The organism is Lysinibacillus sp. BSL11, from assembly GCF_052928325.1.
In genome coordinates, this window is sequence record NZ_JAVGCX010000003.1 from 137672 (window position 1) to 162234 (window position 24563).

Genomic DNA, 24563 nt, shown 5'->3' on the forward strand with positions numbered 1-24563 from the left:
GTTGGTTTTCGTTACGGGATGCTCGCTTTCCGCGGGCAAACAAAGTGCCGCTTCCTTCACATCGATTCATGCAGGATCTCGGTTCCTTGGTACTTCCACTATAATCAACTAAAAGTGCGTAATATACGTTCTTGTTAAATAAAAGTACAGCCAAGTGACAACTTGTTTTTTCTCTAATAAACACACCTGGAAATTTAACTATTAAATAATCTAATTTGGAAGTGAATTAATTTGCAGTTGCAAAACCTTAAATATAAAAATGTTGATGGAAGTCTGAAAGCTTTGGAAGATTGGATGTGCTTTAGTATTGAATTAGGAAGTTATCTTAAACAAATATCTCAACCGATAAAAATCTATATTTCTGTCCCGTCTAATTTACTCTTTTCTTATTTTTTTGTATTTGGTGCAGTAGACTATGATTTTAAAAATCCATCTACAGAAGCACTATTAGATCAATACCTAAACTTAAAAAAAGGTCAAAGAATTCTTTATAAAACAGGGGATGATTGGGTAGCCCATTCTGTTATAGAAGTAAGTCACCTGCCTAACTCAGATACAAGAGCTATATTAGTAAAGGATCGATTAGACTCTATTAATTATATACCGGAAACAAGATGGTTTAATTATGTAAGAATCCATGATGACGAGATTACTACAGTGCGAAATACTAGACTTGTAAGAAATGTATATAACCTTATTGATAATGAAAAGTTGAAAAAATTTTATTCAGAGGAAAAACTTCAATTATTAATGATGCAAAATACACCGCAAACATATGTATATGCAAATAAAAAAGAGTGGAAGGATTTTTTAGATGTTATTCAATTGAATCTCGATGGAGATTCATTTCAATTAAGTGAATTACTATTTGATGGTTCAGAAAGTACCTTTAAAAATCTTGCATTTATTGAACAAAAGCGTTTAGTAACAATTCCGAAAGAAGCTATAGCTGTTTTTGTTGGAAGTAGCCGTGCACTTAGAAAAATGGATGATTTTGATGAACATAAATGTGTGTTTATTATAGATCAGCATGATTTAAATGAAAAATTTGAAGATCTTCAGTTTAAAATTGAGCAAGATTTTCTCATGAGCCAAAGTCATTCAGTCAATAAAAAAATATTAGAATATATGGATGGAAAACATATTGAAATTCCGAAAGGGGTAGAAATTTTTGCCTGGTTATCGTAGATCTAATATAAGCTTAGCAAATGAACTGTTTTCTTCAGCAACGACCGTAAAATTTATAAAGGTTGAGGAAGATTGGATAGGACAATTAATGCATGCCTTGAAAAATTTAAAAATCGCTGTAAGAACTTATTATGAGTATGACGAAATATTGATAGAGGAAACAGAGTTATTTATAAGGGTATGTAGGAAGGTAGTAGGTTCAATTAGAAACTATAGTACCTATTTTAAAGCAAATAATGAGTCAATTGTAAAATATTTTTCATTTACTAAAAAAACTATTTATGCGGATTTATTTAAAAAAAACATAGAACCAATTATAGAAATAATAAAGTATTTAAGAAAACAGGATCATAATGCATATATAGATATTTTAAAGAAAATACAAATTAGTAATGATATTACTGGTGATAATACATATCTTTTAACCAAGCAAAAGATAGTAGATGAATATATTGAAATCAACGAATGGAAAATAAAGGTGATCAGAGATAAAGATTTTGTTGAAGCTGGGATTTATGCTGATCATGTAATTTTTCTTGGGACTTCTAGTTATTTTGATCGGAAGTTCTCGGAAATTTTTTATGGCAAAAACACAATATTTCTAGGTTATTCATGCTTCGAAAATCGTTTAATAAAAAGAAAATCATTTTCCAACTTAATGAGTCAGAATGATTCGATTAATACAATATATAAGAATGTAAACTTAGAGCAAGGCTTCGAAGGCATTGATTATATAGATGCCTTTTTAATAAAAAACGAAAAAAAATCAGAAGAAGCTATAATTAGTCAGTTCGAGAATGCTGCTAATGATGCTTTAACAGAGAAAGTGGAAGTGAAATTAGCGACCATTTCACACAATAACTACATTTTTCTTCCAATTAGACAAAAAGTGAATGTCATTGACCGAGAATCTTTAAAGATAACGCAAGAAAAAGTTCGAGATTTATCTATAGGTGATTTATTAGTGTTTCGGACTCAAAACGCTTCGGATTTAGTTCGAGAAGTAGCAGATAAAATTATGGGGGCTAATGCAGGCGAATGTCGAGAAAATGTAGAGAAATGGAAGAAAAAATTGCGATTTAATGTAAGACGTAAAGGAATTGAAACAGTTTCCAGGATTCTAAAAAAAAGATATGGAATTGAAGTAGCTAAGGAAAATAATATTAAAAACTGGATAGGTAGTTACTCGATTAAACCTAGCTGTTTAAATGAGCTATTAGAGGCTTTAAATTTTGATTTGAAAGAGATACAGGAAATAATTAACTCAACAGATAAAATTGTTAGTGCTCATATTTCTGCAGGACACCAAATTTCACATGTTTTAATGAATGAACTGGATAAAAATCTAGAAAGTTTAATAGATGAAAACGGTTTTTATACATTTGAATCGAAGGAATTTGAAGGTGCAACCTTTAACATTGAGGAAGTAAAAAAAATCTCAAAACAGACCTATTATATTCCGGAAAATGAGGCTTTAAAGATTATTAAGAGAAGAGGTGTAGTATATGGAAATTAAGTTAGAACGGGCTATAAAGAATCGAGAAATATTAATAAATGCAATAGAAAAAGAAATAGTAGGCCCAAGTGATCTCAATAATACAACAAAGTTATTAAATACTACAGGTAATACAAAATTTGATAATTTTGATGACTTAAATACAAATTATTATTGGTTTTCAGCTACATTGAAAGAAGAAGTGATTCAAAGAGATAGTCCATCCCGAAGATATGCTGCAGGCATGCTTTATCCAATTCAACTTCAGTCGGAAGAAATAGAAGTTGAAAGTGATGAAATGGTAGGTGATAAGAAAGTTGATGAAAAACAGGCTGGATTTTATGATGATATTGATAAATTAGACAATCAAGATGACATAATTGAAGATACAGGATTAGAGGATATCGCACCTAAAGTTCAGCAAAAAGATTCCATGCCTTCTAGTATGGGCGTTACGTTTTGTCTGGCAAAAGATGTTGAAAAATTCAAAATCAATTTTACCGGTGGTATCTATGATAAGCATCGAATTTATACAGACATACACGCTAAGGATGAAAAAACTGGAAAGGAAACACACTATGATTTTAAAGAGGACTGGTGGCTTCGAACTTCTATTTTTGGTGATGTAACTGTTCTAATTTCAGAGTTTGATTCGAGCAAGAAAATTAGTTTAAAAGAATACGAGTTAGATGTATTTGATGCAGCAAAGGTTAAAATTGAAAAAATTAAATTGAAATTACATATTCAATGTCGAATCAAAGATGAATATATTCTTTTTACGGTAACCGTATTAAATATTACAGAACCGCCTCTTAGATATAACAAGGACGAATATACGGTATTTCAATCCAGGTTAAAAATCTCGGCGGATCTCGGCGGTTTTTTAAATTATCCCAAGATTTCAGAACGTAATTTAGGTCTAACAAAAGATGAATGGAATAATGAATTGTTATTTAAAAATAAATTTAATTATGCATTTGGACACGGCTGTTCAGTTAAATGGGATCAAAATGCTGAAAAAATTAGTGAGCTATATTCTACATTTATTCCAGTTTATGAAACAGAAAGTATGACACCAGATATTACAATAGATGTTGATGGTGAAGAAGTAGCATTAAAAATTGAAATGCGAGAATTAATGGATGTACAAAACTATCAAGAATTACAAGGTATTTTACAACCTTTAGTATTTGGATATAAGAAATGGATTGAATTAGAAACAAGAAAATTGAACTTAAAAAAAGAGTTAAAAGAAGCTGCTGAAACAAATTTAGAATTTTGTAAGGATAGTCTTCGTCGAATGGAGAAGGGATTAGAATTACTAAAGGATTCGAAAGTATTTCAAGCGTTTAAGTTAGCAAACAAAGCGATTTTACTTCAACAACTTAACGGGAAAAAGCCACGTAAAGCCTATTATGATAAAAGTGATACTAGTAAGGCTATGGAGTTGATTATTGATCAATCATATAACGATGTAATGAAAGCTATGCAGAATTTATCTGATTGTGATAATAGTTGGCGTGCTTTTCAAATTGCCTTTTTCTTATTATCTATTCAATCATTAGTCGAAAAAGATTCAATTGATCGTCAAACTGTTGATTTGATTTGGTTCCCAACAGGTGGAGGTAAAACGGAGGCGTATTTAGGTGTTGCTGCCTTTCAAATGTTTTATCGCCGTTTATTAGATCCAAATGATGCAGGTGTAGATATAATGATGCGTTATACGTTACGTTTATTAACTGCTGATCAATTTCAACGTGCCTCAAGATTAATTTGCGCTATGGAATATATTCGCCGTGATTGTGAGAGGAATCTTGGTACAACACCTTATTCTATTGGTATTTGGGTAGGGTCTAAAACTTCGCCTAATACAAACAAGATTGCTTTGTCACAAGTTAAACAAATGAAAAAACCTCAAGGACCAGATAATTTAGTTATCACAAGATGCCCTTGGTGTGGTTGTGAGATTGGTAAAGTAGCAGTTAAAGGTAAAGGCTCAAAATATAATGAGACTGTTCCTCTTGGATTTAAAATAGTAAACGACCAATTAATAGTCCGTTGTCCAGATGAAAGATGCGATTTTCATGGTGAAATACCTGTTTATTTTGTAGATGAAACCATTTATGAAAAAAAGCCGACTTTCTTAATTGGGACCATCGATAAATTTGTTCAGCTAACATGGAAACCGGAAGCAAGAGGCTTATTTGGAATAAATGATTTAGGAGAACGATCTATTTCTCCTCCACAAATTATTATTCAAGATGAATTACATTTAATTTCAGGACCTCTTGGAACGCTTGCAGGTTTATATGAAGTGTTAATTGAAGAATTATGTATCGATGATCGTGGAGAAGTACCTATAAAACCAAAAATTATTTCAGCAACAGCAACTATTAAGGAGTTTGAAGAACAATCTAAATGTTTATTCGGACGAGAAAATGCACGACTTTTCCCAAGTCCCGGTATTGATATTGACGACTCATTTTTCTCAAAAGTGGCTATAGATAAAAATGGTAAGCCTATGCCTGGTAGAAAATATATTGGTGTTTTCACATCGCGTGTTCGTATTTTAATGGCCCAGGTTATGACTTATTCAGCGATTTTACAAAAGGTAGAAAGTTTACCAGAAGAAGAACGAGATCCGTTCTGGACATTGCTTTCTTTCTATAATAGCTTGAGAGATTTAGGTGCAGGTTTGAACTTATTTAACAGTGACATTCCAACTTACATTGATGCTTTAAATAAAAGAGAGGGAATAGCTAAAGATAAAAAAAGATTTTTATATGCTCCATTAGAATTAACCTCTCGAAAACAAAGTAACGAAATTTCAAAAACGATCGATGATTTAAATGTTCCTTATACGCAAAAAGATAATAAAGGGCGTACAAAGTCACTTACATCATGTTTAGCTTCTAATATTATTGAAGTAGGAGTAGATATTGATCGTTTATCATTAATGGGAATCGTAGGGCAACCTAAAATGACTGCTCAATATATTCAAGTAAGTGGTCGCGTAGGTAGGCGCCCTCATGAAAGACCAGGATTAATTGTAACTGTTTATTCTAATCAAAACTCCCGTGATAAATCGCATTTTGAACATTTTAATGAATATCACCAAAGGCTTTATGCACAAGTAGAAACGACAAGTTTAACACCATTTTCAACAGCTTCTTTAGAACGTGGATTAACAGCTGTATTAATTGGCTTCTTACGTCAACGAATGGATATGCAAATGGCATTATATCCTACAAATCGAGAATTGAAACGTGTAATGAAAGATGAACGTTTCATAGCATTTCGTAAGAGATTTAAAAAGCGAGTAGAGCTAATTGATAAAGAGCAGGTTGATATTTGGAAGGAATTATTTAAGACGTTTATGGATGCCGTATTAAAGGGTCGTTATGAAACTTGGAGAGTTTCTGAAACGGAACGAGGGTTAATGTATCAAGTTGGAAATTTAAATGATGGAGAAAAATATCAGGGAAGTATCCCTGTCATAAACTCACTGAGAAGTGTTGATGCTGAGAGTCGTGCATCTATCGTATCAATCGAGAAAGAAGAAGATGAATTTGTCTGGGAGGATGATGACTAAATGCGATATTTACCGATGAGACGGTCAAAATTAGTAGGAACTGAAGGTCCAGGCTCCTTAGTAATTAGCCCAGAAGGTGAAACGGCCGTCGTAGGTGCATTAGATTTATGGTTTAGAGATAGTTATGGTAAAAAATCGAATAACATCGAAGAATTTACGATACATGAACCTCGTTTAAAAGCAATTTTAAAGGTAGATAAATTTTATACGCCACCTGAATTTAGAAAGGCTTCAACAAATGCAATGGAAGTTGTTCCGAATAGTAATCTTGTAATGCCATTAATGCGTTTTCCTAAATGGCATTACTGTAGTTCTTGTCGATCTTTACGAGAATTAGAGTTAGACCAAACATCTGTCTATATAGATTGTCCTAAATGTAATCAAAAAAGATATTATAAGCAAGTTCCTTTCGTAGTAATTTGTGAACATGGGCATTTGTCGGATTTTCCATGGCGTAAATGGGTTCATGGCAATGAAGAGACTAAATGTGAAGGTAATTTAGTTATTCAAATGGGAGGGGGTACTACATTAGATTCTTGGAGAATTGTTTGCGAAAAATGTAAAGATAGTAGGGATCTTCAAAGGGTCACTTCATTTGATAAAGAGAATAACACTAGTTATTTAGGTAATCAACTTAATAAGAATAAGGCAGGAAACTACACATGTGAAGGTGAACGTCCATGGTGTGATGATAAAAAAGAAGAATGTTCAGCAGCTCCAGTTGCAATTCTAAGAAATTCAATAAGTGTTTATATGTCCAAGAAAATTAGTGCGTTAGCAATTCCGGGAGATTATAGTGAAAATGTTGATTTGATTGTTTCTAAAATACAATCACCCGCTAAACACTTGGTCCGTACAAATCTAAGTTTATTAGATAACCTTGACAAAAAGGTTAAATTTATTCGTGAAAATCTAAGGTTTGACCTTAAAGAGGACGTAACAGATCAGGAAATTGAAGATGCTTTAATGTATATTCAATCAGGTGATGAATATGAGTATACTGAGGAAGAGCTTGAAAAACCAGGTTTGTTAATTAAAGAAAAAGAATTTGAAAAACTCACGTCAGCGGTTAATTCTAGGGAATTAAAAGTTGAACCCGAATGGGAGTTTGACCAGGATGAAGATGTTAATGGTAATTACTACAAACCATATTTACAGCGTTTATCAAGGGTGTTAAAGTTGAAAGAAACAACTGCTTTGTATGGGTTTGATAGAAAAGATTATAAAAATACCACCGAATATAGTAGCTATTATCCTTCTTTGTATAAGGATTTCGAAAGCGCACATGAAAAATGGTTGCCTGTAAATGAAGTATATGGAGAAGGTATTTTCCTTCAACTTAATCTAGAAAAAGTGCTAGAATGGGAATCCTCTTCAGAAGTTCAAAATTACTTTAACAGCTATCTAGAAAGAATTAGGCATGTAGAACATCGAGACGATTCAATCTTAAAGCCACGTAATATCATGATACACACACTATCACATTTTTTAATTGATGAATTAGCAAATATATGTGGATATAATCGTGCGGCAATTAGAGAACGATTGTATTTAGATGAAGCTCAGGTGGGCGTATTAATTTACATTTCAGCAGGAGATTCAGAAGGCACTTTAGGTGGACTTGTAAGATTAGGATTGGAAGAAAAGTTCTTTCATATTTTAGATAAGGCGAAAAATAATGCGGAATGGTGTAGCTCCGATCCTGTATGTACAGAATTAGGTAAGACACAGGGACAAGGGGTTAATGGATTAAATGGTGCATCATGCTATAACTGTTCACATATTCCAGAGACATCTTGTGAATTTTGGAATCTGTATTTAGATAGAAGTTTATTAATTGACCCTAATTTCGGTTATTTTAAATAATGAAATAGTAACTGCACACAAAAACTTTTTTTGTGTGCAGTTCTACTTTTTAGGGTGAAATATCTTTTGTTTACATACGGGTAAGTATTGCTTTTAATTCATTAATTGAAAATGCTGGTTTTCTTTTATGTAACATCGCATGGCAGTTGGGGCATACAGGTCTAAGATCTTTAATAGGATCTATCTCGTAAGTGTCGCCAATTGTACTTATTTCAACTAAATGATGAACATGAATGTAATCTTTTCCGATATTACCGTAGAAATTTAAAAAATTAAAATCACATACTTGACAATCATATCCGTAATGATCAAGGCATTCTTTACGTGCTTTTGGGTTTCTTTCATACCGTGTTGTAATACTAGTTGTTTTGGTACCTTCTAAAAATTTTATACGTTCCTTTACTTTAGCGTTAATATTTGAAAAAGGAATTGGTGTTATGTCTTTATGTAATTCCCAAGCAACATATGCAGGCTTAATATCATCATAATCGACCAAGGTACCTAAACCTTGAAATATGAAATTAACATTTTTGCTATCTGTTCTTGTGAAAATATAAACCTCTATTTCACCACTCATTATTCTTTTTAGACGTGGAACATGAATTGTATCTGTTGTTTTACTATACCAATGAAGAATATTCCCAACTAATAAATTTGCATAGTCATGTCCAGTTTTACCTGGTACACCTAAGTTTGCAAAAATAAAGGCACTATCATCATAAATGGTATAACCAGTATTCCAAGCACCTTTTTGTCTATGAATAGGAACATTTACAATTTTATAAATATCTTTTCTGCTATAAAAATCCCCTACAACAAATGGATGTTTCAAAATTATTCATCTCCTTAATTATAAAGGTTAAGTAAATAAATTTTAATCTGAAATCTGATAAAAGTTTTTAGAATGAGGCGCTATATAGAATAGCATCTATATTTTGCGCAGGGTTATCTGGATTTGGAATCTGAATTTCATTTATGGTTAAGATACCTTGGTTTATAAATTGTGTTAAATCTGGTTTTGTATCTAATGCAATGTAAGTACTTTTTCGCATTAATACATAAATTTTTGTATTATTTGAATCATTGTTTAAATAATCGGAGAATACATTTGCTGGATGTTCAATTCCCCACATTCCTCTAATTCTTAGATATGTAATACCCAAGGGATCTACGCGATTAATTCTTCCTAACTCTTTAGTTTCAGAAAATTGAACACCTGGAATTTCATTAACACCCCTTTTCATTGTTTCAGTAATACGTTCGTAACTTTCTTTATCAGCACAATAACAATCCCCATATACTAACCAAAGACTGTGTAAGTTTTCATCTGTTACATTCCCAATAGCATAAATCATATCTTTTTTTTCCCAACCGCCATATTCATCCTCACAATGACGACAGGATTGCTTAATTTTACTGTCATTAGAATATAGATAATTTTTTGGAAATGAACTATTCAGTGCAATTGAGTTTGCGGCTACCTTTTCAATTTTTTTGACTTCAACAGCGGCACCGTGTCTTATTATGAAGTCGGGTGGATTATTAGAGTTCCCTAAATAACTAAAAACTTGTTGATATTTAGATAGTTTTTCATTTGTTTTTTCAAGGGAAGAGCTTCCGTCACAAAAAGCATCTTTAACATAAAATTCCAACAAATCACCGACACTATTAATTCTATTACTACTAGAGTGATCAATTACTGTGGGTAAAGTATTACTTTGATTAATCAAAATGTTTCTTAGTGCGATTAAAACATTGGATGAAGGTATTGTCATTTAAATTCTCCTTAAAATTTTAATTTTAAAGTCGCCATATTGTTTGTATTAAAATGAGACTGAATAACCTCTTAAATGTATAATATGTGGGAATATTAGTCAATTAAAAGTCTGTGTAAAAGGTAGTACTTACATATAATAAAATAAGGTCGAAAGTTTGGTTTTTTTTACTTTTGCTTGTTGAAGATTTATTATGTTAGACTAAAATGCACATGTGTTTGTTGTATTCCATCGAGAATAGTTGCCATTTAAAAATAGAAAACTTTTAAATTTTTTGTTGAGGCAAAGTAAGAAATAGCGTGGAAGAAAGTCTAATTGATAGGAATAGTAGTGAATGAAGCTACAGTTAAGTGATTTAAAGTTATAATAGACTTGATTTTATATACATTCTACAAAAACACAAATTACGGTCATATATCAAAATTTCTATGCATCATATCATCTTTACATAGTTGGGTTAAGTTATTATGTCAAAAGTATTAACAGAAAAACAACTTATCTAGCTAAGCATTTTAATTCGTTGTTGTAAAGGAGCATTGCAATTCTAGTGGATGATCGTGGTTTGAAAAATTTGGTAATCTGATATTTGAAGTGAAATCTGAAGATGATTTAGTATCTGTATTGGCAGGTAAATTATTGTTTGTTAGAAATATATATAATGAAGAAAGTACAGATTTTGGTAGTATTAAGTCTAAGGATATATTCATAAGAAATTATTTAGATATTAAATTTAAAGGCATTTTAAAACAAACACTTTAATTGCTACAAGTGTTTAGAAAAAGTAAAAAAGCTGGCCTTTAGACTGCTCCTCTGATATAATTAAGAACATGCCAGGAGGTATTTTTATGATTGAAACAGAGTTGGATATTAACAACAAAATTAAAGTGGATAAAAAAGGACGAGGGAAATTTAAGCCTGCTCCTAATTATAAATTAGATGATGTGCACCGAGTTTTAGCTCAAAAAATATTGGAAGAAAATACGAAAATATTAGAATCAGATGTTGATAATGACTATTTAAAAAATATCCATTATAGAGAAGATAAAATAAATGTTATTAGTTTATTTTCAGGATGCGGAGGATTAGATCTTGGTTTTGAACTATCTGGATTAGCAGCAGTTATAGGAGAAGAAGAAGCATTAAATGCTTTTTCAAATAAAGAATTATTCAATAAAGTAAGAGAGAAAAGTATTTTTAATACAATTTATACAAATGATTTATTTAAAGAAGCCAATGCCTCATACAAAGAGAATTTTCCTGACAGTATTTTTCAACATGAAATGGATATTCGTAAAGTGAGAAATTTTCCACGTGCTGATTTAGTAGTTGGTGGGTTCCCTTGTCCTGGGTTTAGTGAGGCCGGACCGAGACTAATTGATGATGAAAGAAATTTCTTATATATTCATTTTATTCGCTGTATAACACAAGCAAAACCAGATATTTTTGTAGCTGAGAATGTAAAGGGGATGCTCACGTTAGGAAAAGGTGAAGTTATTAAGCAAATTACGGAAGACTTTGCTTCAGCAGGTTACCAAGTTCAATATAAATTATTAAATTCAAGAGATTACGGCGTTCCACAATTAAGGGAGCGTGTCTTTATCGTTGGTGTTCGTGAAGACCTAGATTTTGATTATGAATACCCAGAGCCTACCCATGGAGAAGGGTTATTACCATATGTTACTCTAAGAGATGCTATAGGTGATTTAGAGGCAAATCCAGGTCCTTATTTCACAGGTTCGTATTCAAGTATATATATGTCGAGAAATCGAAAAAAACGTTGGGACGAGCAAAGTTTCACAATTCAGGCTTCCGGAAGACAAGCTCCTCTTCATCCAGGTGGTGTCCCTATGGAAAAAGTAGGTAAAGATGAATGGTGTTTCCCTGATGGTGAAGAAAATCATCGTAGACTATCAGTTAAAGAAATTGCACGTATTCAAACATTCCCAGATTGGTACTATTTTGATGATAGTGGAAATATTAAAGTACAAGAAAACAATCGTTTAGATAAGCAATATAAGCAAATAGGAAATGCGGTTCCTGTATTTTTAGCAAAAGCTGTTGCTACACCGATTGCTAATTGGGCAATTGATCGTATTCAAACTAGATTAAAGGAGAATACACAGCAATTGAATTTATTTTAAAAGGCAAGTTTCGTAAAGATTGTTGTTATTCTTGACGGTGCGGAATAGTTGAATTAAGATTTAGTATAATAAAGAACTTCTATTAATACTATTTGTCGAACTGTCTATTTAACGAATAACTAATTTTCTTTTAAATTAATTGCACCAACAATTAGTAATAAACACGTGTTGGCTTATAATAAAGTTTGATAAGAAATAATCTCTTAGGATATTTTATCATAAGAGATTATTTTTTTATTATTTCTGGAAGTAAGAGGTGTAGGGTTGTGGAGAGAGATTTTGAGTGGTTATGGGAAAATCTTAAAGAAGGCTAGTAAATATCCCTATGCAGATGTCCATAAAGTAGCAGTTACTCAAGGGGATGGAGGAATTGATATTTGATGAGGAAAACGAGAAATATACTATTATTCAATGCAAATATTTTTTAAAGCGGTTAGATGATGGTAGAAAGAATCAAATTAGAGAGTCTTTTAAAACAGCAGTGACGAAGAATGAAATGGATAATTGGATCTTGTACATTCCAATGGATCTTTCTCATGAAGAACATAGCTGATGAAAATCATGGAAGCAAAAGCAGAATGACAAAGGTATAACTATTAAACTTCATGATGGTAGCAAGTTAATGAGATTAATCAAGGAACACGATTTATATGAGGAATATTTTAATACTGTGTGTATTGATCAGAATTTTATAAATGAAGTAATAAGTAAAGATGAAAAGTCTGAAATCCATAAGAGATTATATGGATTAATCAGTGCTATTTCGACTTAGGACTGTGATTTGTTCGAGATAGTTTGTGCAGTGGATACTTTAGGGGATTTGAAGGCACACAGATTCTTTAAAGGTAATAATTTATTGCATTATTTAGAAGAACTCTCGATGCTTTATTCCTATCATGCAGAAGGTAGTAGATTATATGGAAAGTTATTAAAAGATCCAGCTAAGATTAAACAAGAAACAAATTTGAGACGGAAAATTATAAATGAATATAATAAGTTAGTTTTCTAATTATTCATGAGAAGATTGGATACATGTCCTGATTCTGATAGTATAGAGTAAGGCTTTAATTGTGTATATATATTTTTACGACCGTTCCAATTATAAAATAGTTAAAATTGTGTTTTCATCAGCGGACACTGTCGTTATATATTATTAAAAGCATAATTAAAAGGGGATATTTTATGAAAGTCAATGAGGAAATGCTTAACAGTATTATTTTAAGTATTAAGCCAATTTATAATGAATTGATATCAAAACAAGAAAAAATTTATGAATTCAGAAATTTTAAACCTAAAAATTTTTCATCCTATTTTTGGGTGTATGAGTCCTATCCAATAAAGCATTTAAAATATATTTTACGAATTTCAGAACCGATAGAGTATCCCTTAAAATTAAGTGGAAATAGTTATGGTGTAGATCGTTTTAACTTAAGTGAGATGAAGTGCAAATATGCTTATAAAATTGAAGAATTATATGAAATTGAAGAGCCAATTTCAATGGAGGTTCTTAAATCTAGATTTGGATTTACTCCCCCACAAGCTTATACATACCTGCAAAGAAATGTAGAATTACAAAATTATATTCGATCTAATGTAAATTTAAAACAAATAATACGAAACAAGTGAGAAGAAAAAGAGTTCTTATTTAATAATTTGGAAAAATGCTAGTACAGAGTTATATTATTTTGATTTAACTAATCGTTGATATATAAATTAATTTGAAGAAAGCTTGTTGTGGATCAATTAATTGATCTAATTATATGATTTACTTGAACGATTTTTAAAATATGCCCCCGCGAAACAGATTTAGTTAAATGGCATTTAGTTTGGCATTTAGTAAACTTATAAAAGTGCTTAAACCCCTTATAAATGCTGGTATAATAAGATATCTAAGAGACGGCGGTTCGACTCCCGCCGTCTCCATACATAAAGATGAGCAATATTGTAGCACTAAATAAGAATAAAGGTATCAACATCTGAAAAGAGTGAGGATACAGATATTTTAAAGACATTTGGCAATCAATTATTTACTAAGCTTTAACCGAAATTAAGGTTAAGCAATACACCAATATAGGAAAAAGGTTTACATCAGTAAAATAAGGTATACTATATTTGTTGAATAGATTTCTTTAAAGGCAGGAAAAGTAGGTGAACCAAAGTGGGGAAATATCAATTGGATACTAAAGGTAAGGTGGCTGTGGCAAAGTATCATGAAAAAAACAAGCCAGCCCAATTTGATAAAAAGCAGCAACTTGAGAAAATACGTGCGGCGTATTTGAAAAAGAAGCAAGAACAAACAGATCAATAATTTGAATGAAAACATAGGAAGACTAAAATCTCCCTATGTTTTTCTTTAACATAAAATTGCGGTAGATTCTATTATTCTCCTAAATGGTAGATTCGATGACAGAAAACTTATTATCAGATATCCATTCCTCTTAACATTTCTTGTACCGTACCACCCTAGAATTTTTATTTGCTCATACTCCGTGCATTTGTTGTCATAGGGAAGACACTCTCTTTTGAAAAACAAATGAAATCGTTGAAAGTTTGAGAGAATTATCCATCTCATTTTCATTTTTGTTTCAAACGCTTTTATGACAAGGTCGGAAATGTCATCGATTCTATCAAGAACTTTTAAAATACTGGTCTTTCTTCAGTTCAACTTAAGCTGATTTTGGCCTCTCAAAGTGTTTATTGTGGAGCATAGTGCAACAATCTCAAAAAGTACGATTCGCGGGATTCAGCCTAAGAAGATGTGAATCCCATCACTATAATGGTAGAAGGGTGTGCTAAAAGTCGAGAAACTTTTAGCACACCTTTTTAGTACTTAATTGAACAGACGAAAATGAAGGAGTGTTATACTCCCGTATTTTTCTATCCATCATTTAAAAATATAGTATAGTTATTGTAAAAACCGAAATGATCGAGGGGACTGGAAGAAATGAACTTACTAGAAGTTGGAGTAAAAATAAAGCAGATGCGGAAGAAAAATAAAATGTCTCAGGATGATTTAGCTTCGCAGATTAATTTAACGAAAAGTCATATTTCAAAAATAGAAAATGGCAAAGCGACACCGAGTCTGGTGACCTTGTCCAAGATTGCGGAAATATTTGATGTGCCAATGGCCTGGTTTGTAATTCAGGATCAATTTGATGGTATTTCGATTGTTTCGAAAAAAGAACGCAATGAGACGGTTGAGACGAATGAACTTGGCTATCAATATGAGCTGTTAGCGAATAAGAGCTATATGAGCAATATTAATCCTTCTATTGTTACTGTACATAATGGGGCGGAAAATTTAGCTCCTTATACACACGATAATGATGAATTTATTTATGTCATTTCGGGTAGTATCGTCTTGAAATACGATCATAAATTTTACAATTTAGAAGAGGGGGACTCTGCGTATTTTTCTGGGAAAAAGGAGCATATCTTTATTAATAATTCTGCAGAAAACTCAAAGGTATTAACGATTTATGTTGAGGATTAAATCTTTCTTTTAAACATAAATATTATCGAAAATACAAATTTCTTGTTTACAATACTATTCAGACAATTTACAATTGGTGTAATGTTATTCAACTAAGTTGAATTATATTACACTTTTTTTATTTTTGGGGGTATGGGGATGACTTCACGTATTAAGGGATTTTATTTACTTTCAGTAGAAGAGCGAATTAAGTTAATCGCTGAAAAATCAAATTTAACCAACGAGGAAGTTGAAGCTTTAAAAAGTGGAATTTCATTAGAGCTTGCAGATGCAATGGTTGAAAATGTTATTGGACACATTTCAGTGCCTCTAGGGGTAGCGGCCAACTTTAAGGTGAATGGCAAAGAGGTATTTATTCCAATGGCTACGGAAGAGCCGTCAGTAATCGCTGCGGCTAGTAATGCGGCACGAGCAGCATATGAGTTAGGTGGTATTTTTACTTCCAGCTCGGGCACAGTTATGCGCGGACAGATTCAGGTATTAAATATTGAGGATCCTCATGCAGCAAGGGCGAAAATTTTTGAACATAAAAATGAGATCATCGAGCATTGTAATGGAAAGGATCCAACGTTAGTCAAGTTAGGCGGTGGAGTGAAGGATATAGAAGTACACTTAATCGACACAGCAAAAGAAACAATGGTTGTCGTCCATTTAATCGTAGATACGAAGGATGCAATGGGGGCAAACGCTGTTAATACGATGGCGGAATCTGTGTCACCATTAATCGAACGTATTACAAATGGACGAGTGGTGCTACGGATTATTTCAAATTTAGCAGATAAGCGTATTGTTCGTGCGCGTGGAGAATTCTCGACAGAAATGCTCGGGGGGATAGAGATTGCGAAAAATATTGTAAGTGCTTACGAATTTGCAGATGCTGATCCGTATCGGGCTGCCACACATAATAAAGGAGTTATGAATGGTATTACTGCTGCGGTATTAGCATCAGGTAATGATACACGTGCTGTTGAGGCTGGTGCTCATGCCTATGCTGCTCGTTCTGGTAGATATCGTTCTTTAACAACGTGGGAGCTGAATAAAGCAGGCAATCTTGTTGGGACGTTGGAATTGCCATTAGCTGTTGGTATTGTGGGAGGGGCTACGAAGACTCATCCTGTTGCAAAAGCAGCGCTAAAAATTATGGATGTGCAATCTGCAGAGGAGCTAGCAAGCTACATTGCCGCAGTAGGATTAGTAGAAAATCTAGCAAGCTTACGCGCACTTTCAGCAGAGGGGATTCAATCTGGTCATATGCGTCTGCATGCGAAAAATTTGGCTGTAATGGCTGGGGCTACAGGCGATATTATTGATCGTGTTGTGCAGCAGGCGGTAGAAGAGAAGGATTTCCGTTATGATCGTGTTTTAGAGATTACAAACTCTCTGCGAGGTGAATAATACATGGCGAATACTCCATACAATGGGCAAAAAAAGGTAGAGGAAAAGAAGTTTATTGAAATTTTAGGAGACACGGTTTCTGGCAATCAATTAATTATTTCAATTATTTTAAGCGTTGCCGCAAGCTTTTTAGGCTATCAGTTTGGTCAGTGGGTTTTTCCAAAGTTTGCAGAACCTCAAATGATTAACTCTTATTCACTGTTAACAGGAATCACGGGTATTCTGATTGTTGTTGCTATTAATACGATTCTTTTTAAACCAAAGCGTATTTTAGTAGAAGATGAAGCATCTAGTCATTCTTTAAAGGAAGCATTTGAGGATTTACAAATTGATATAGACGAGGAAATACGCTTAATCGAGGAAGATCCGGTGACAAAAAAGGAGCTTGAGGATTTTGGTATTCTTTCTAGCTTACAAGGCTTGAAGGGAGCGGATAAAAAATGAGTATTTATGTAATAGCTCTTTTATTTGCACTTCTTGGTGCAGCTATCTTTACTATAATTGGACTTATTTCAGGTACAGATGAAACAGCAATTATGGTACCCATTACATTGTTAGTTATTTTGCTGGGAGCGCCTCCTGAAGGGGTATTCGCCTTTTTCATGGCAGGCGTGTTAGCTAAGCATTTAACACATGCTGTCCCAACTGCGTTATTAGGGATTCCAGGGGATACTACGGCTGTACCGTTAATCGACCATGCCAATACATTACGCCGTTTAGGCATGCCGCACGTTGCACTACGTAAAATGATTTCTGGCGGCGTTATCGGTGCATTTATTGCCCTACCAACAGCTGTACTGTTAGGGCAGTTTTTAGGTCAATTTGCCGACTTTTTTAAATCTTCATCAGGCATCATTTTTACACTTGCCGCAATTTTAATCGCATTCTTTTCAAAAGGAAAATGGGCAAGTATTTTAATCATTATTCCATTTGCATTTTTCATAAAAGCTTTAGATAGCGTTAGCTTCGCGATGCTGGATAAACATTTAAGTATTACATTCTTTTTAGGAATTGCGATTGGACCGATGTTTTGTAATATTTTAATGGCGGCTTCCTCTGTTGCTAAAAATGATCTAGCACGCAGTAAGCCAAATCAATATAATCTTGCTCCCGAAACGAAATCATGGAAAGGCTATTTCCCGAATCCATTTAAAATTTTATCGAAAAGGCAGACCATTTTTACGAGCATTACAACGTTTCTTTCCTCCCTTACATTTGTCTTTAGTCCTGTCGGGATGACGTCATTGATGGGAGAAATTGTAGGCTCTCGTACAAAAGGTGCCTATAAAAAATCAACAACGAGTCTTACTGTCATGAATGGTGTAACGGAATCGACTTATATTGCTGAAGCGATTATTCCATTAATTGCATTCGGTATTCCGTTAAGCCCAGTAGCACTTGGACCAGCATCACCTTTATTTAATGCACCACCGATTTTTACAGTAGATCCAGTTAACAACTTATACACGCTCATGTCTTCATGGGACTTTTTCATTTTTGGGTTAATCGGTATTAGTGTAGCCGCTTTAATTGCTTATCCATTTGCGATGAATTATGCACGTAAAGCATCTGTATTAGTATTGAAATATATTAGCCAGGAAGCAATCGTAGCGATGTTCATCGGATTAGCATTTTTGCTGGCCTATAACGAGGCACAATTGCTAGGAGTAGTGTTAACATTTACAGTCGCAACTGTGGGCGGTTTATTAAATCGTATTTTAGGTGTAGGGGCCGGTGTGCAATTCATGGTATTCTACGCATCAAGCTGGATTATGCTACAGCTGTTCGGCATTTAATTAAAGGAAGTGTATCTTGATGAACTTACCAAAAGCAGTGGAAATAAGAGAAGTAGGTCCTCGTGACGGCTTACAAAATGAGAAAATTTTTATTCCAACTGATTTGAAAGTGCAATGGATTAACTTAATAAGTGAAACAGGTGTCCGCCATATCGAAGTATCCTCTTTTGTTAGTCCCAAGTGGATACCAGCTTTAGCCGATCATCATGAAGTGTTTGAGCAAATCGCACGTGATGAAAAAATAACGTATGCAGCGCTTGTGCCTAATTTGAAAGGGGTAGAAGGAGCCATTCAACAAAAGGTTGATGAAATTGCGTTATTTATCTCGGCCTCTGAGGAGCATAATCAAAGTAATGTAAACGCTTCAATTAACCAATCATTACAGAACTTAAAAGCTGTAGCAGAAGCAGCAAATCGTGAAGGTATATCGTTAAGAGGTTATATTTCAACTGTATTTGGCAGTCCGTTTGGTGATGAAGTAAAGCTTCAAACAGTGAAGGATATCATTGATGCCTATTTAGCAATGGGCGTTTCTGAAATTTCACTCGGCGATACAATTGGGGTAGCGGATCCTGTACAAGTGAAGGCTATTTTATCAGAGCTACTCCCTCAATACGATCGTGATTTGTTTGCCCTTCATTTTCATGATACGTATGGCCGTGCTTTAGCCAATATATTTGCAGCACTAGAGCTGGGGATTACAAAATATGACAGTGCTATTGGAGGTTTAGGGGGGTGCCCCTATGCCCCTGGTGCAAGCGGCAATGTATCAACAAATGATTTAGTAAATTTCCTGCATCATTTAGGCGTGCAAACGAATATTGATGAAGAAAAATTGTTTACCGCTACACGATTTTTACAGCAGGCAATAAATAGACAGCTTGATAGTAAAGTATATAAAGTGCAAAGTAATTAAGTAAAAGAGCGCCTCTATAGTTAGAATTAAAATTAGAATTGCATCACCACTTGTTAGACACACTCTACCAATTGGTGGTGCAATTTTTTCTATGGGGAAATTTCCTAATGAGAAAAAATAGAGGCTGTTTAAAGCGATTTGAAATCATAAATAAATTACACATAACGGTTTAACAAGCTACGCTTAATTGGAATCCTTCATCTAGCCAGAAATGATTTGACTGTCCTTGACATATCTTGAAACAAAAATCAAAATGAGAATGATTATCATAAATAATTCTAATTGTAATATGCATGGGAAGGAGCAATCTAATGGACAGGATAGATAACGTTCGTTTCGTGGCAATATTATGAATATAAGCGAACAAATTCAACTGTGGAATCAAGTCGTCATTCGCGTACTGGACATTCGGGTAAAACGAGTTGGAGGTGGTGACGAAATTTGTGATTATGTAACACCAGCAAGCATGTTTATGTTTGTGGCAAATGGACGTGGTGAACTGTGGACAAACGATGAAGTATGGCTATCCGAAAGGTTTCATTTAATACATATCGGCAAGGGGCAGCGGATAACGGTTCAATCCGCTGACTTTCTTGACACCTACATGATTTTATACAATGCTTCTTTACCCGCTTCAGCATTGCGGGAGTTTCATATGATAATGCAAACAGACAATCCATTTATGAAAAGCTGGGCAGTGTCACCATCCGAACCGCTCGTTATGTTGGAGATGCTAGAAACAATGCTTACCGACTGGCAACAAATAGACAATGGGCAGTTAGACAAAGAGAAAAATATGAAGGATGTCCATGAATTGAGAAGACTGAAGGCCAAGGGGGAATTCATTCGTTTCGTACATGCAACGTTACAGGAGCAGATGGAGCATGCTCACGCCCCATCTCTAACAGAACAAGTTGTCCGCTATATCGCAAAAAATTATCGTGGTATGATTTCTATGGAGCAGTTGGCCCAGCAAATGAATTACACTCCACAGTACGTTTCGAGGAAATTCAAAGAGCAGATGGGATGTAGTCCACTTGATTATACGATTCGATTACGCATAGACTTGGCGCGAAAATTGCTGTGTGATACCGAAGCGACGCTACAAGAAATAGCTGCTTATGTTGGTTATCCAGACACGGTCTATTTTAACCGTATGTTTAAGAAACAAACAGGCATAACTCCAGGAGAATACCGCAAGCAATATCAGTATATAGGTTCGAAAGATACAATGAATAAGCCAAATTTGTCCATTGTTGCACCACATCCAGCAATGTATCATTTAAATAGTAATGATATTCATTATCAATTGATGTTGGGTGGAGGAAATGATATGGAAATTAGAAAGAAAAATCTATTAGCAATGGCACTATTGTGTCTGACTATGGTCGCATCAGGATGTGGAACAACACCAGAAGGGGCAAACGGAAAGAGTGGCGCAACAAAATCAAATCAAGTAAAGTCAGAGGCACCTGCCAATATCCAAATGCGACCAATTAAGACGGCACTCGGAGATGTAGAAGTGCCTATACAACCACAACGTATAGCAGCACCTGCCTATTTAGGAACCGTGTTGGCACTTGACGTCCAACCAGTTGCATCTGATTTTTTATTGATGGAAAGCCCGTATTTAGAAGGGATGCTTGACGGTGTAACTGATGTAGGAGATTCGCTAGAAGCACTGGTTGAATTGAAACCAGATTTAATCATCACAAATATTAATAAAGAAGAAGCAGTGGACAAATATTCACTCATCGCGCCAACAGTGGCTATGCCTTATAATAGCTTTGAAACCATTCAGGAGGAAATGCGTTATTTCGGTGATTTATTAGACAAAAAGGATGTAGCTGAACAATGGATTACCGATTTTGAGAGTCGCACTGGTAAATTACGTGATGAAGTTCAAGCTGCACTTGGTGAGGGAGAGACAGTTTCTATCATGCAGGAGTATGATGGAAAGGTATTCTTATTCGGATCAAAGTCTGGACGCGGCGGACGAATTATGTATGAAATATTAGGTGCGAATCCACCTTCAACTGTTCCAGAACATATGCTAGCTGAATCATTTTACGAGTTTTCTCTAGAAATGCTTCCTGAATATACTGGAGATTATTTGGTATTAACAACAAAATCAACGTTGGAGGAACTGCAGGCTGATCCGATTTGGGGTAACTTGCCTGCGATTCGAGATGGAAAAGTATACTTGTGGACTGAAAGTGAGTCATGGTTTAGAGATCCGATTGCTGTAGAAGGGCAAATAGACAATTTAGCTAAATGGATTATTCAAACTGCTAAAACAAAATAAAAGTATAGCAAAAGAACGACTGTAATAAATAATTATCAAACATGATAGAAAAGAGACATTTCGATCTTCGAAATGTCTCTTTTCTAATGTCATCTCAGAATATAGTGTAGATACCCCTATAGTCCAAATGACAAATTATATCCTTTTAATAAGAGAAGGGTCCAGTTTGTATAAGAGTTCAATGTCACAATATATGGGTATCGAACAGGAAATTATTCTTTGGATGACCCTACTAAACATGATCAATATATTTCAAACACTTTGCCAGTAGTTGGGTACGATTGGTTACTTGAAACTTTCTATATAGGTTTTGAAGGTGTTTTTTGATGGTATTTTCACTGACGAATAATTGCTTAGCGATTTCTATGTTTTTCAAGCCTTTGAATACAAACTTTAAAACTTCTCGTTCTCGATCTGTCATTTCCAACACGATGGAGGGCTGTGAATAGTGATGAAGGGAATACATGTTTTCGATATTTCTTTTCAGATACACTAACTTTAAAATATCTTTTTCATTAAATAGCTTCTCTCCTGTTTTCCTTAAAAAGCCAATAACTGCTACGAGCCTATTGTCTATCCTCAAATACATGGCCATTTCATCTTCATAGCGATTTTCCTTCAAAAATACTTCTTTATAGTGGGTTTGTTTTTGCAGGCACATCACTTCATTCCTACTCATTAGCTGAATGGAAGGCTGTGTATTTATATTTTGAGGGTGTAATGGATCAAAGTTTTTATATCTTTGTAAATAGTCATTAATCGTATGACTCTCTATATTAAAAAGCACAGGGGCGGTTAGCTCATTATTTGCTATTTCCCAAAATAACATATGGTGATAGCCGAGATGCTGACTAATTGTTTGCAATAGTTCATGTTTAAACCCCTCATTGCTTTGTTTCACATTCATATTCGAAATATGATAGCTCGCTTTAAGAATGTTTTCTAAATCATTTTCTAAAAACATGAAAACACCTCGTTTCTCTATTATGCATTTATATTCTACTTAAAACAGAATTATCCTTTCGGGTAATATATTAAATTTAGAATATTCAGTACATTATAGTTGCAAGATTACTACTATACGAGGTGATGATATGAATTTACAAGAGTATGCATCCTATGACGGTATTGGGTTGGCAGAGCTAGTAAAATCAAAGGAAGTAACACCACAGGAGTTAAAGGAGCTAGCGTTAGAAGGAATAAAAAAAGTCAATCCATCCATTAATGCAGTTGTTAATGTGTTAGAAGAGCAGGCTGACAAGGCAATTGAAAAGGTTGATGAAAATGCGCCGTTTGCAGGTGTTCCGTTTTTAATTAAAGAGCTTGTGCTACATGCAGAGGGTGTTTCGCATAGTATGGGGAGTCGTATTGGAGAAAATACGGTTATACCCGTCGATAGTGAATTAATGGCGCGCTTTAGAAAGGCTGGCTTGATTTTAGCAGGTACTACGACAACACCAGAGTTTGGCTATAATGCAGCTACTGAAGCAGTTATTTATGGTGCAACGCGCAATCCGTGGAATTTAACTCATAGTCCAGGTGGTTCGAGTGGTGGGTCAGCAGCTGCTGTGGCAAGTGGTATTGTGCCAATCGCTCATGCCAATGATGGTGGAGGTTCTATTCGTATTCCCGCTTCCTGTAGTGGGTTAGTGGGATTAAAGCCAACACGGGGAAGAGTTCCAGCTGGTCCATTCAATAGCGAGCCTTTAAATGGTATTGCCATTGAGTTCGCTGTGACGCGTACAATTCGTGATACAGCTGTTTTATTGGATCAAGTAGCAGGCCCTGACTTAGGGAGCTATTCCAAATTAGAAGTAACACATGCACCGTATGGACAACTTATCCAGGAAACAGTGCGCCCACTAAAAATTGCTTGGACAACTGAAACAAATTCTGGGGCATTTGTCGATCCGGAATGTATAGAAGCAGTTCATAAAACAGTTCAAGTTTTAAGGGAGCTAGGCCACGAGGTAGTGGAGGCGCGTCCGAAATATGAACAAGCATCATTTACAAAGGCGACGGTTGCTATTTGGACAGCGAATATTTATCACATGATTCAGGGGGCTGCAGCGGGAACTGGTAAAGCAGTTTCTCCAGACTATATTGAAGCAGCCATTTGGAAATGCTATGAATATGGTGGTCAATTAAAGGCGGCTGATTTATTGGAAGCTATTCATACAAATGCAGTCGTTTCACGTCAAGTAGCAGGCTTCTTTGAAGACTATGATATTTTATTGAGTCCAACCATTGGCACACTTCCTGCTAAAATTGGTGAATTAAATGCCAACAATCCTAACATTTCGGCTGTTGAATGGACAGAGCAAATTTTCACTTATGCACCGTTTACAAATTTATTCAATGCTACAGGCCAGCCTTCCATATCATTGCCTTTAGCCGAAAGTAAATCAGGCCTACCAATTGGTCTACAAATGACGGGTAAATTTGCAGATGAATTGACATTATTACAGCTAGGTAGACAATTAGAGGAAGCCATGCCTTGGAAAGATCGTCAACCAGCAGTACATGTTAGTGAACAGCCTCAGCCAGCAGTATAATCTAGCATGAACGCACTTAGTAGAGACTAGGTGCGTTTTTTTGCGG

17 protein-coding genes are annotated in these 24563 nt (G+C 34.4%); 14 read left to right on the top strand and 3 right to left on the bottom strand.

The window, feature by feature from the left end; all coding sequences use genetic code 11:
• Positions 1-231: 231 nt before the first annotated feature.
• Genes RCJ95_RS04975 through drmB form a run of 4 tightly spaced genes read left to right on the top strand, consistent with a single transcriptional unit; the run spans position 232 to position 8141 of the window.
• A complete protein-coding gene (locus RCJ95_RS04975; protein ID WP_446721972.1) occupies positions 232-1188 on the top strand; it encodes a hypothetical protein in 957 nt (318 codons plus the stop codon).
• On the top strand, positions 1172-2704 hold the full coding sequence (locus tag RCJ95_RS04980; protein ID WP_446721973.1) for a DISARM anti-phage system protein DrmE domain-containing protein: 1533 nt from the start codon (positions 1172-1174) through the stop codon (positions 2702-2704). Before RCJ95_RS04975 ends, RCJ95_RS04980 begins: the two co-directional genes overlap by 17 nt.
• Positions 2694-6275 carry a helicase-related protein gene (locus tag RCJ95_RS04985; protein ID WP_446721974.1) on the top strand — a complete coding sequence of 1194 codons (3582 nt, stop codon included), beginning with the start codon at positions 2694-2696 and terminating at the stop codon, positions 6273-6275. Before RCJ95_RS04980 ends, RCJ95_RS04985 begins: the two co-directional genes overlap by 11 nt.
• Complete coding sequence (gene drmB, locus RCJ95_RS04990) at positions 6276-8141, top strand: DrmB family protein (protein ID WP_446721975.1); 1866 nt, start codon at positions 6276-6278, stop codon at positions 8139-8141.
• Between the two features lie 70 nt (positions 8142-8211).
• On the opposite strand, the gene RCJ95_RS04995 is transcribed toward drmB, so the two are convergent.
• Both RCJ95_RS04995 and RCJ95_RS05000 read right to left on the bottom strand, forming a co-directional pair.
• The gene (locus tag RCJ95_RS04995; protein ID WP_446721976.1) at positions 8212-8973 is read right to left on the bottom strand and encodes a DUF3427 domain-containing protein; all 762 of its coding nucleotides are present in this window, start codon (positions 8971-8973) and stop codon (positions 8212-8214) included.
• Positions 8974-9040: 67 nt separating this feature from the next.
• Entirely contained in the window at positions 9041-9916 is an 876-nt protein-coding gene (locus RCJ95_RS05000) for an NgoPII family restriction endonuclease (protein WP_446721977.1), read from the bottom strand.
• 845 nt (positions 9917-10761) lie between these two features.
• Here RCJ95_RS05000 and RCJ95_RS05005 point away from each other — a divergent pair.
• The 9 genes from RCJ95_RS05005 (at position 10762) to RCJ95_RS05045 (ending at position 21962) form a co-directional block, all read left to right on the top strand.
• The gene (locus tag RCJ95_RS05005; protein WP_446721978.1) at positions 10762-12057 is read left to right on the top strand and encodes a DNA cytosine methyltransferase; all 1296 of its coding nucleotides are present in this window, start codon (positions 10762-10764) and stop codon (positions 12055-12057) included.
• Positions 12058-13239: 1182 nt separating this feature from the next.
• Positions 13240-13683, top strand: a complete 444-nt coding sequence (locus RCJ95_RS05010) for a hypothetical protein (RefSeq protein ID WP_446721979.1) — start codon at positions 13240-13242, stop codon at positions 13681-13683.
• 532 nt (positions 13684-14215) lie between these two features.
• The gene (locus RCJ95_RS05015) at positions 14216-14365 is read left to right on the top strand and encodes a hypothetical protein (protein WP_237898606.1); all 150 of its coding nucleotides are present in this window, start codon (positions 14216-14218) and stop codon (positions 14363-14365) included.
• Between the two features lie 636 nt (positions 14366-15001).
• Entirely contained in the window at positions 15002-15550 is a 549-nt protein-coding gene (locus RCJ95_RS05020; protein WP_205445365.1) for a helix-turn-helix domain-containing protein, read from the top strand.
• A 138-nt stretch (positions 15551-15688) separates the two neighbouring features.
• Positions 15689-16945, top strand: coding sequence for a hydroxymethylglutaryl-CoA reductase, degradative (locus RCJ95_RS05025; RefSeq protein WP_446721980.1), 1257 nt, complete (start codon positions 15689-15691; stop codon positions 16943-16945).
• A 3-nt stretch (positions 16946-16948) separates the two neighbouring features.
• The gene (locus RCJ95_RS05030; RefSeq protein ID WP_221681218.1) at positions 16949-17389 is read left to right on the top strand and encodes a hypothetical protein; all 441 of its coding nucleotides are present in this window, start codon (positions 16949-16951) and stop codon (positions 17387-17389) included.
• On the top strand, positions 17386-18741 hold the full coding sequence (locus tag RCJ95_RS05035) for a tripartite tricarboxylate transporter permease (protein WP_446721981.1): 1356 nt from the start codon (positions 17386-17388) through the stop codon (positions 18739-18741). The genes RCJ95_RS05030 and RCJ95_RS05035 overlap by 4 nt, the downstream gene beginning before the upstream one ends.
• Positions 18742-18760: 19 nt before the next feature.
• Entirely contained in the window at positions 18761-19657 is an 897-nt protein-coding gene (locus RCJ95_RS05040; protein ID WP_446721982.1) for a hydroxymethylglutaryl-CoA lyase, read from the top strand.
• Between the two features lie 349 nt (positions 19658-20006).
• Positions 20007-21962: an AraC family transcriptional regulator gene (locus RCJ95_RS05045; protein WP_446721983.1), complete on the top strand. Its 1956-nt coding sequence runs from the start codon at positions 20007-20009 to the stop codon at positions 21960-21962.
• 232 nt (positions 21963-22194) lie between these two features.
• Here RCJ95_RS05045 and RCJ95_RS05050 read toward each other — a convergent pair whose 3' ends face one another.
• Complete coding sequence (locus RCJ95_RS05050; RefSeq protein WP_313150500.1) at positions 22195-22926, bottom strand: response regulator transcription factor; 732 nt, start codon at positions 22924-22926, stop codon at positions 22195-22197.
• A 130-nt stretch (positions 22927-23056) separates the two neighbouring features.
• On the opposite strand from RCJ95_RS05050, the gene RCJ95_RS05055 reads away from it, so the two are divergent.
• Positions 23057-24517, top strand: a complete 1461-nt coding sequence (locus RCJ95_RS05055; protein ID WP_221681222.1) for an amidase — start codon at positions 23057-23059, stop codon at positions 24515-24517.
• Positions 24518-24563 lie beyond the last annotated feature (46 nt).

What these genes read in the sequence shown, in the direction of transcription:
- RCJ95_RS05030 (WP_221681218.1), top strand. Translation starts at nt 16,949, where the DNA reads ATGGCGAATACTCCATACAATGGGCAAAAAAAGGTAGAGGAAAAGAAG.
- RCJ95_RS05040 (WP_446721982.1), top strand. Translation starts at nt 18,761, where the DNA reads ATGAACTTACCAAAAGCAGTGGAAATAAGAGAAGTAGGTCCTCGTGAC.
- RCJ95_RS05050 (WP_313150500.1), bottom strand. Translation starts at nt 22,926, where the DNA reads ATGTTTTTAGAAAATGATTTAGAAAACATTCTTAAAGCGAGCTATCAT.
- drmB (WP_446721975.1), top strand. Translation starts at nt 6,276, where the DNA reads ATGCGATATTTACCGATGAGACGGTCAAAATTAGTAGGAACTGAAGGT.
- RCJ95_RS05045 (WP_446721983.1), top strand. Translation starts at nt 20,007, where the DNA reads ATGAATATAAGCGAACAAATTCAACTGTGGAATCAAGTCGTCATTCGC.
- RCJ95_RS05000 (WP_446721977.1), bottom strand. Translation starts at nt 9,916, where the DNA reads ATGACAATACCTTCATCCAATGTTTTAATCGCACTAAGAAACATTTTG.
- RCJ95_RS05020 (WP_205445365.1), top strand. Translation starts at nt 15,002, where the DNA reads ATGAACTTACTAGAAGTTGGAGTAAAAATAAAGCAGATGCGGAAGAAA.
- RCJ95_RS05035 (WP_446721981.1), top strand. Translation starts at nt 17,386, where the DNA reads ATGAGTATTTATGTAATAGCTCTTTTATTTGCACTTCTTGGTGCAGCT.
- RCJ95_RS05025 (WP_446721980.1), top strand. Translation starts at nt 15,689, where the DNA reads ATGACTTCACGTATTAAGGGATTTTATTTACTTTCAGTAGAAGAGCGA.
- RCJ95_RS05010 (WP_446721979.1), top strand. Translation starts at nt 13,240, where the DNA reads ATGAAAGTCAATGAGGAAATGCTTAACAGTATTATTTTAAGTATTAAG.
- RCJ95_RS05055 (WP_221681222.1), top strand. Translation starts at nt 23,057, where the DNA reads ATGAATTTACAAGAGTATGCATCCTATGACGGTATTGGGTTGGCAGAG.
- RCJ95_RS04985 (WP_446721974.1), top strand. Translation starts at nt 2,694, where the DNA reads ATGGAAATTAAGTTAGAACGGGCTATAAAGAATCGAGAAATATTAATA.
- RCJ95_RS05005 (WP_446721978.1), top strand. Translation starts at nt 10,762, where the DNA reads ATGATTGAAACAGAGTTGGATATTAACAACAAAATTAAAGTGGATAAA.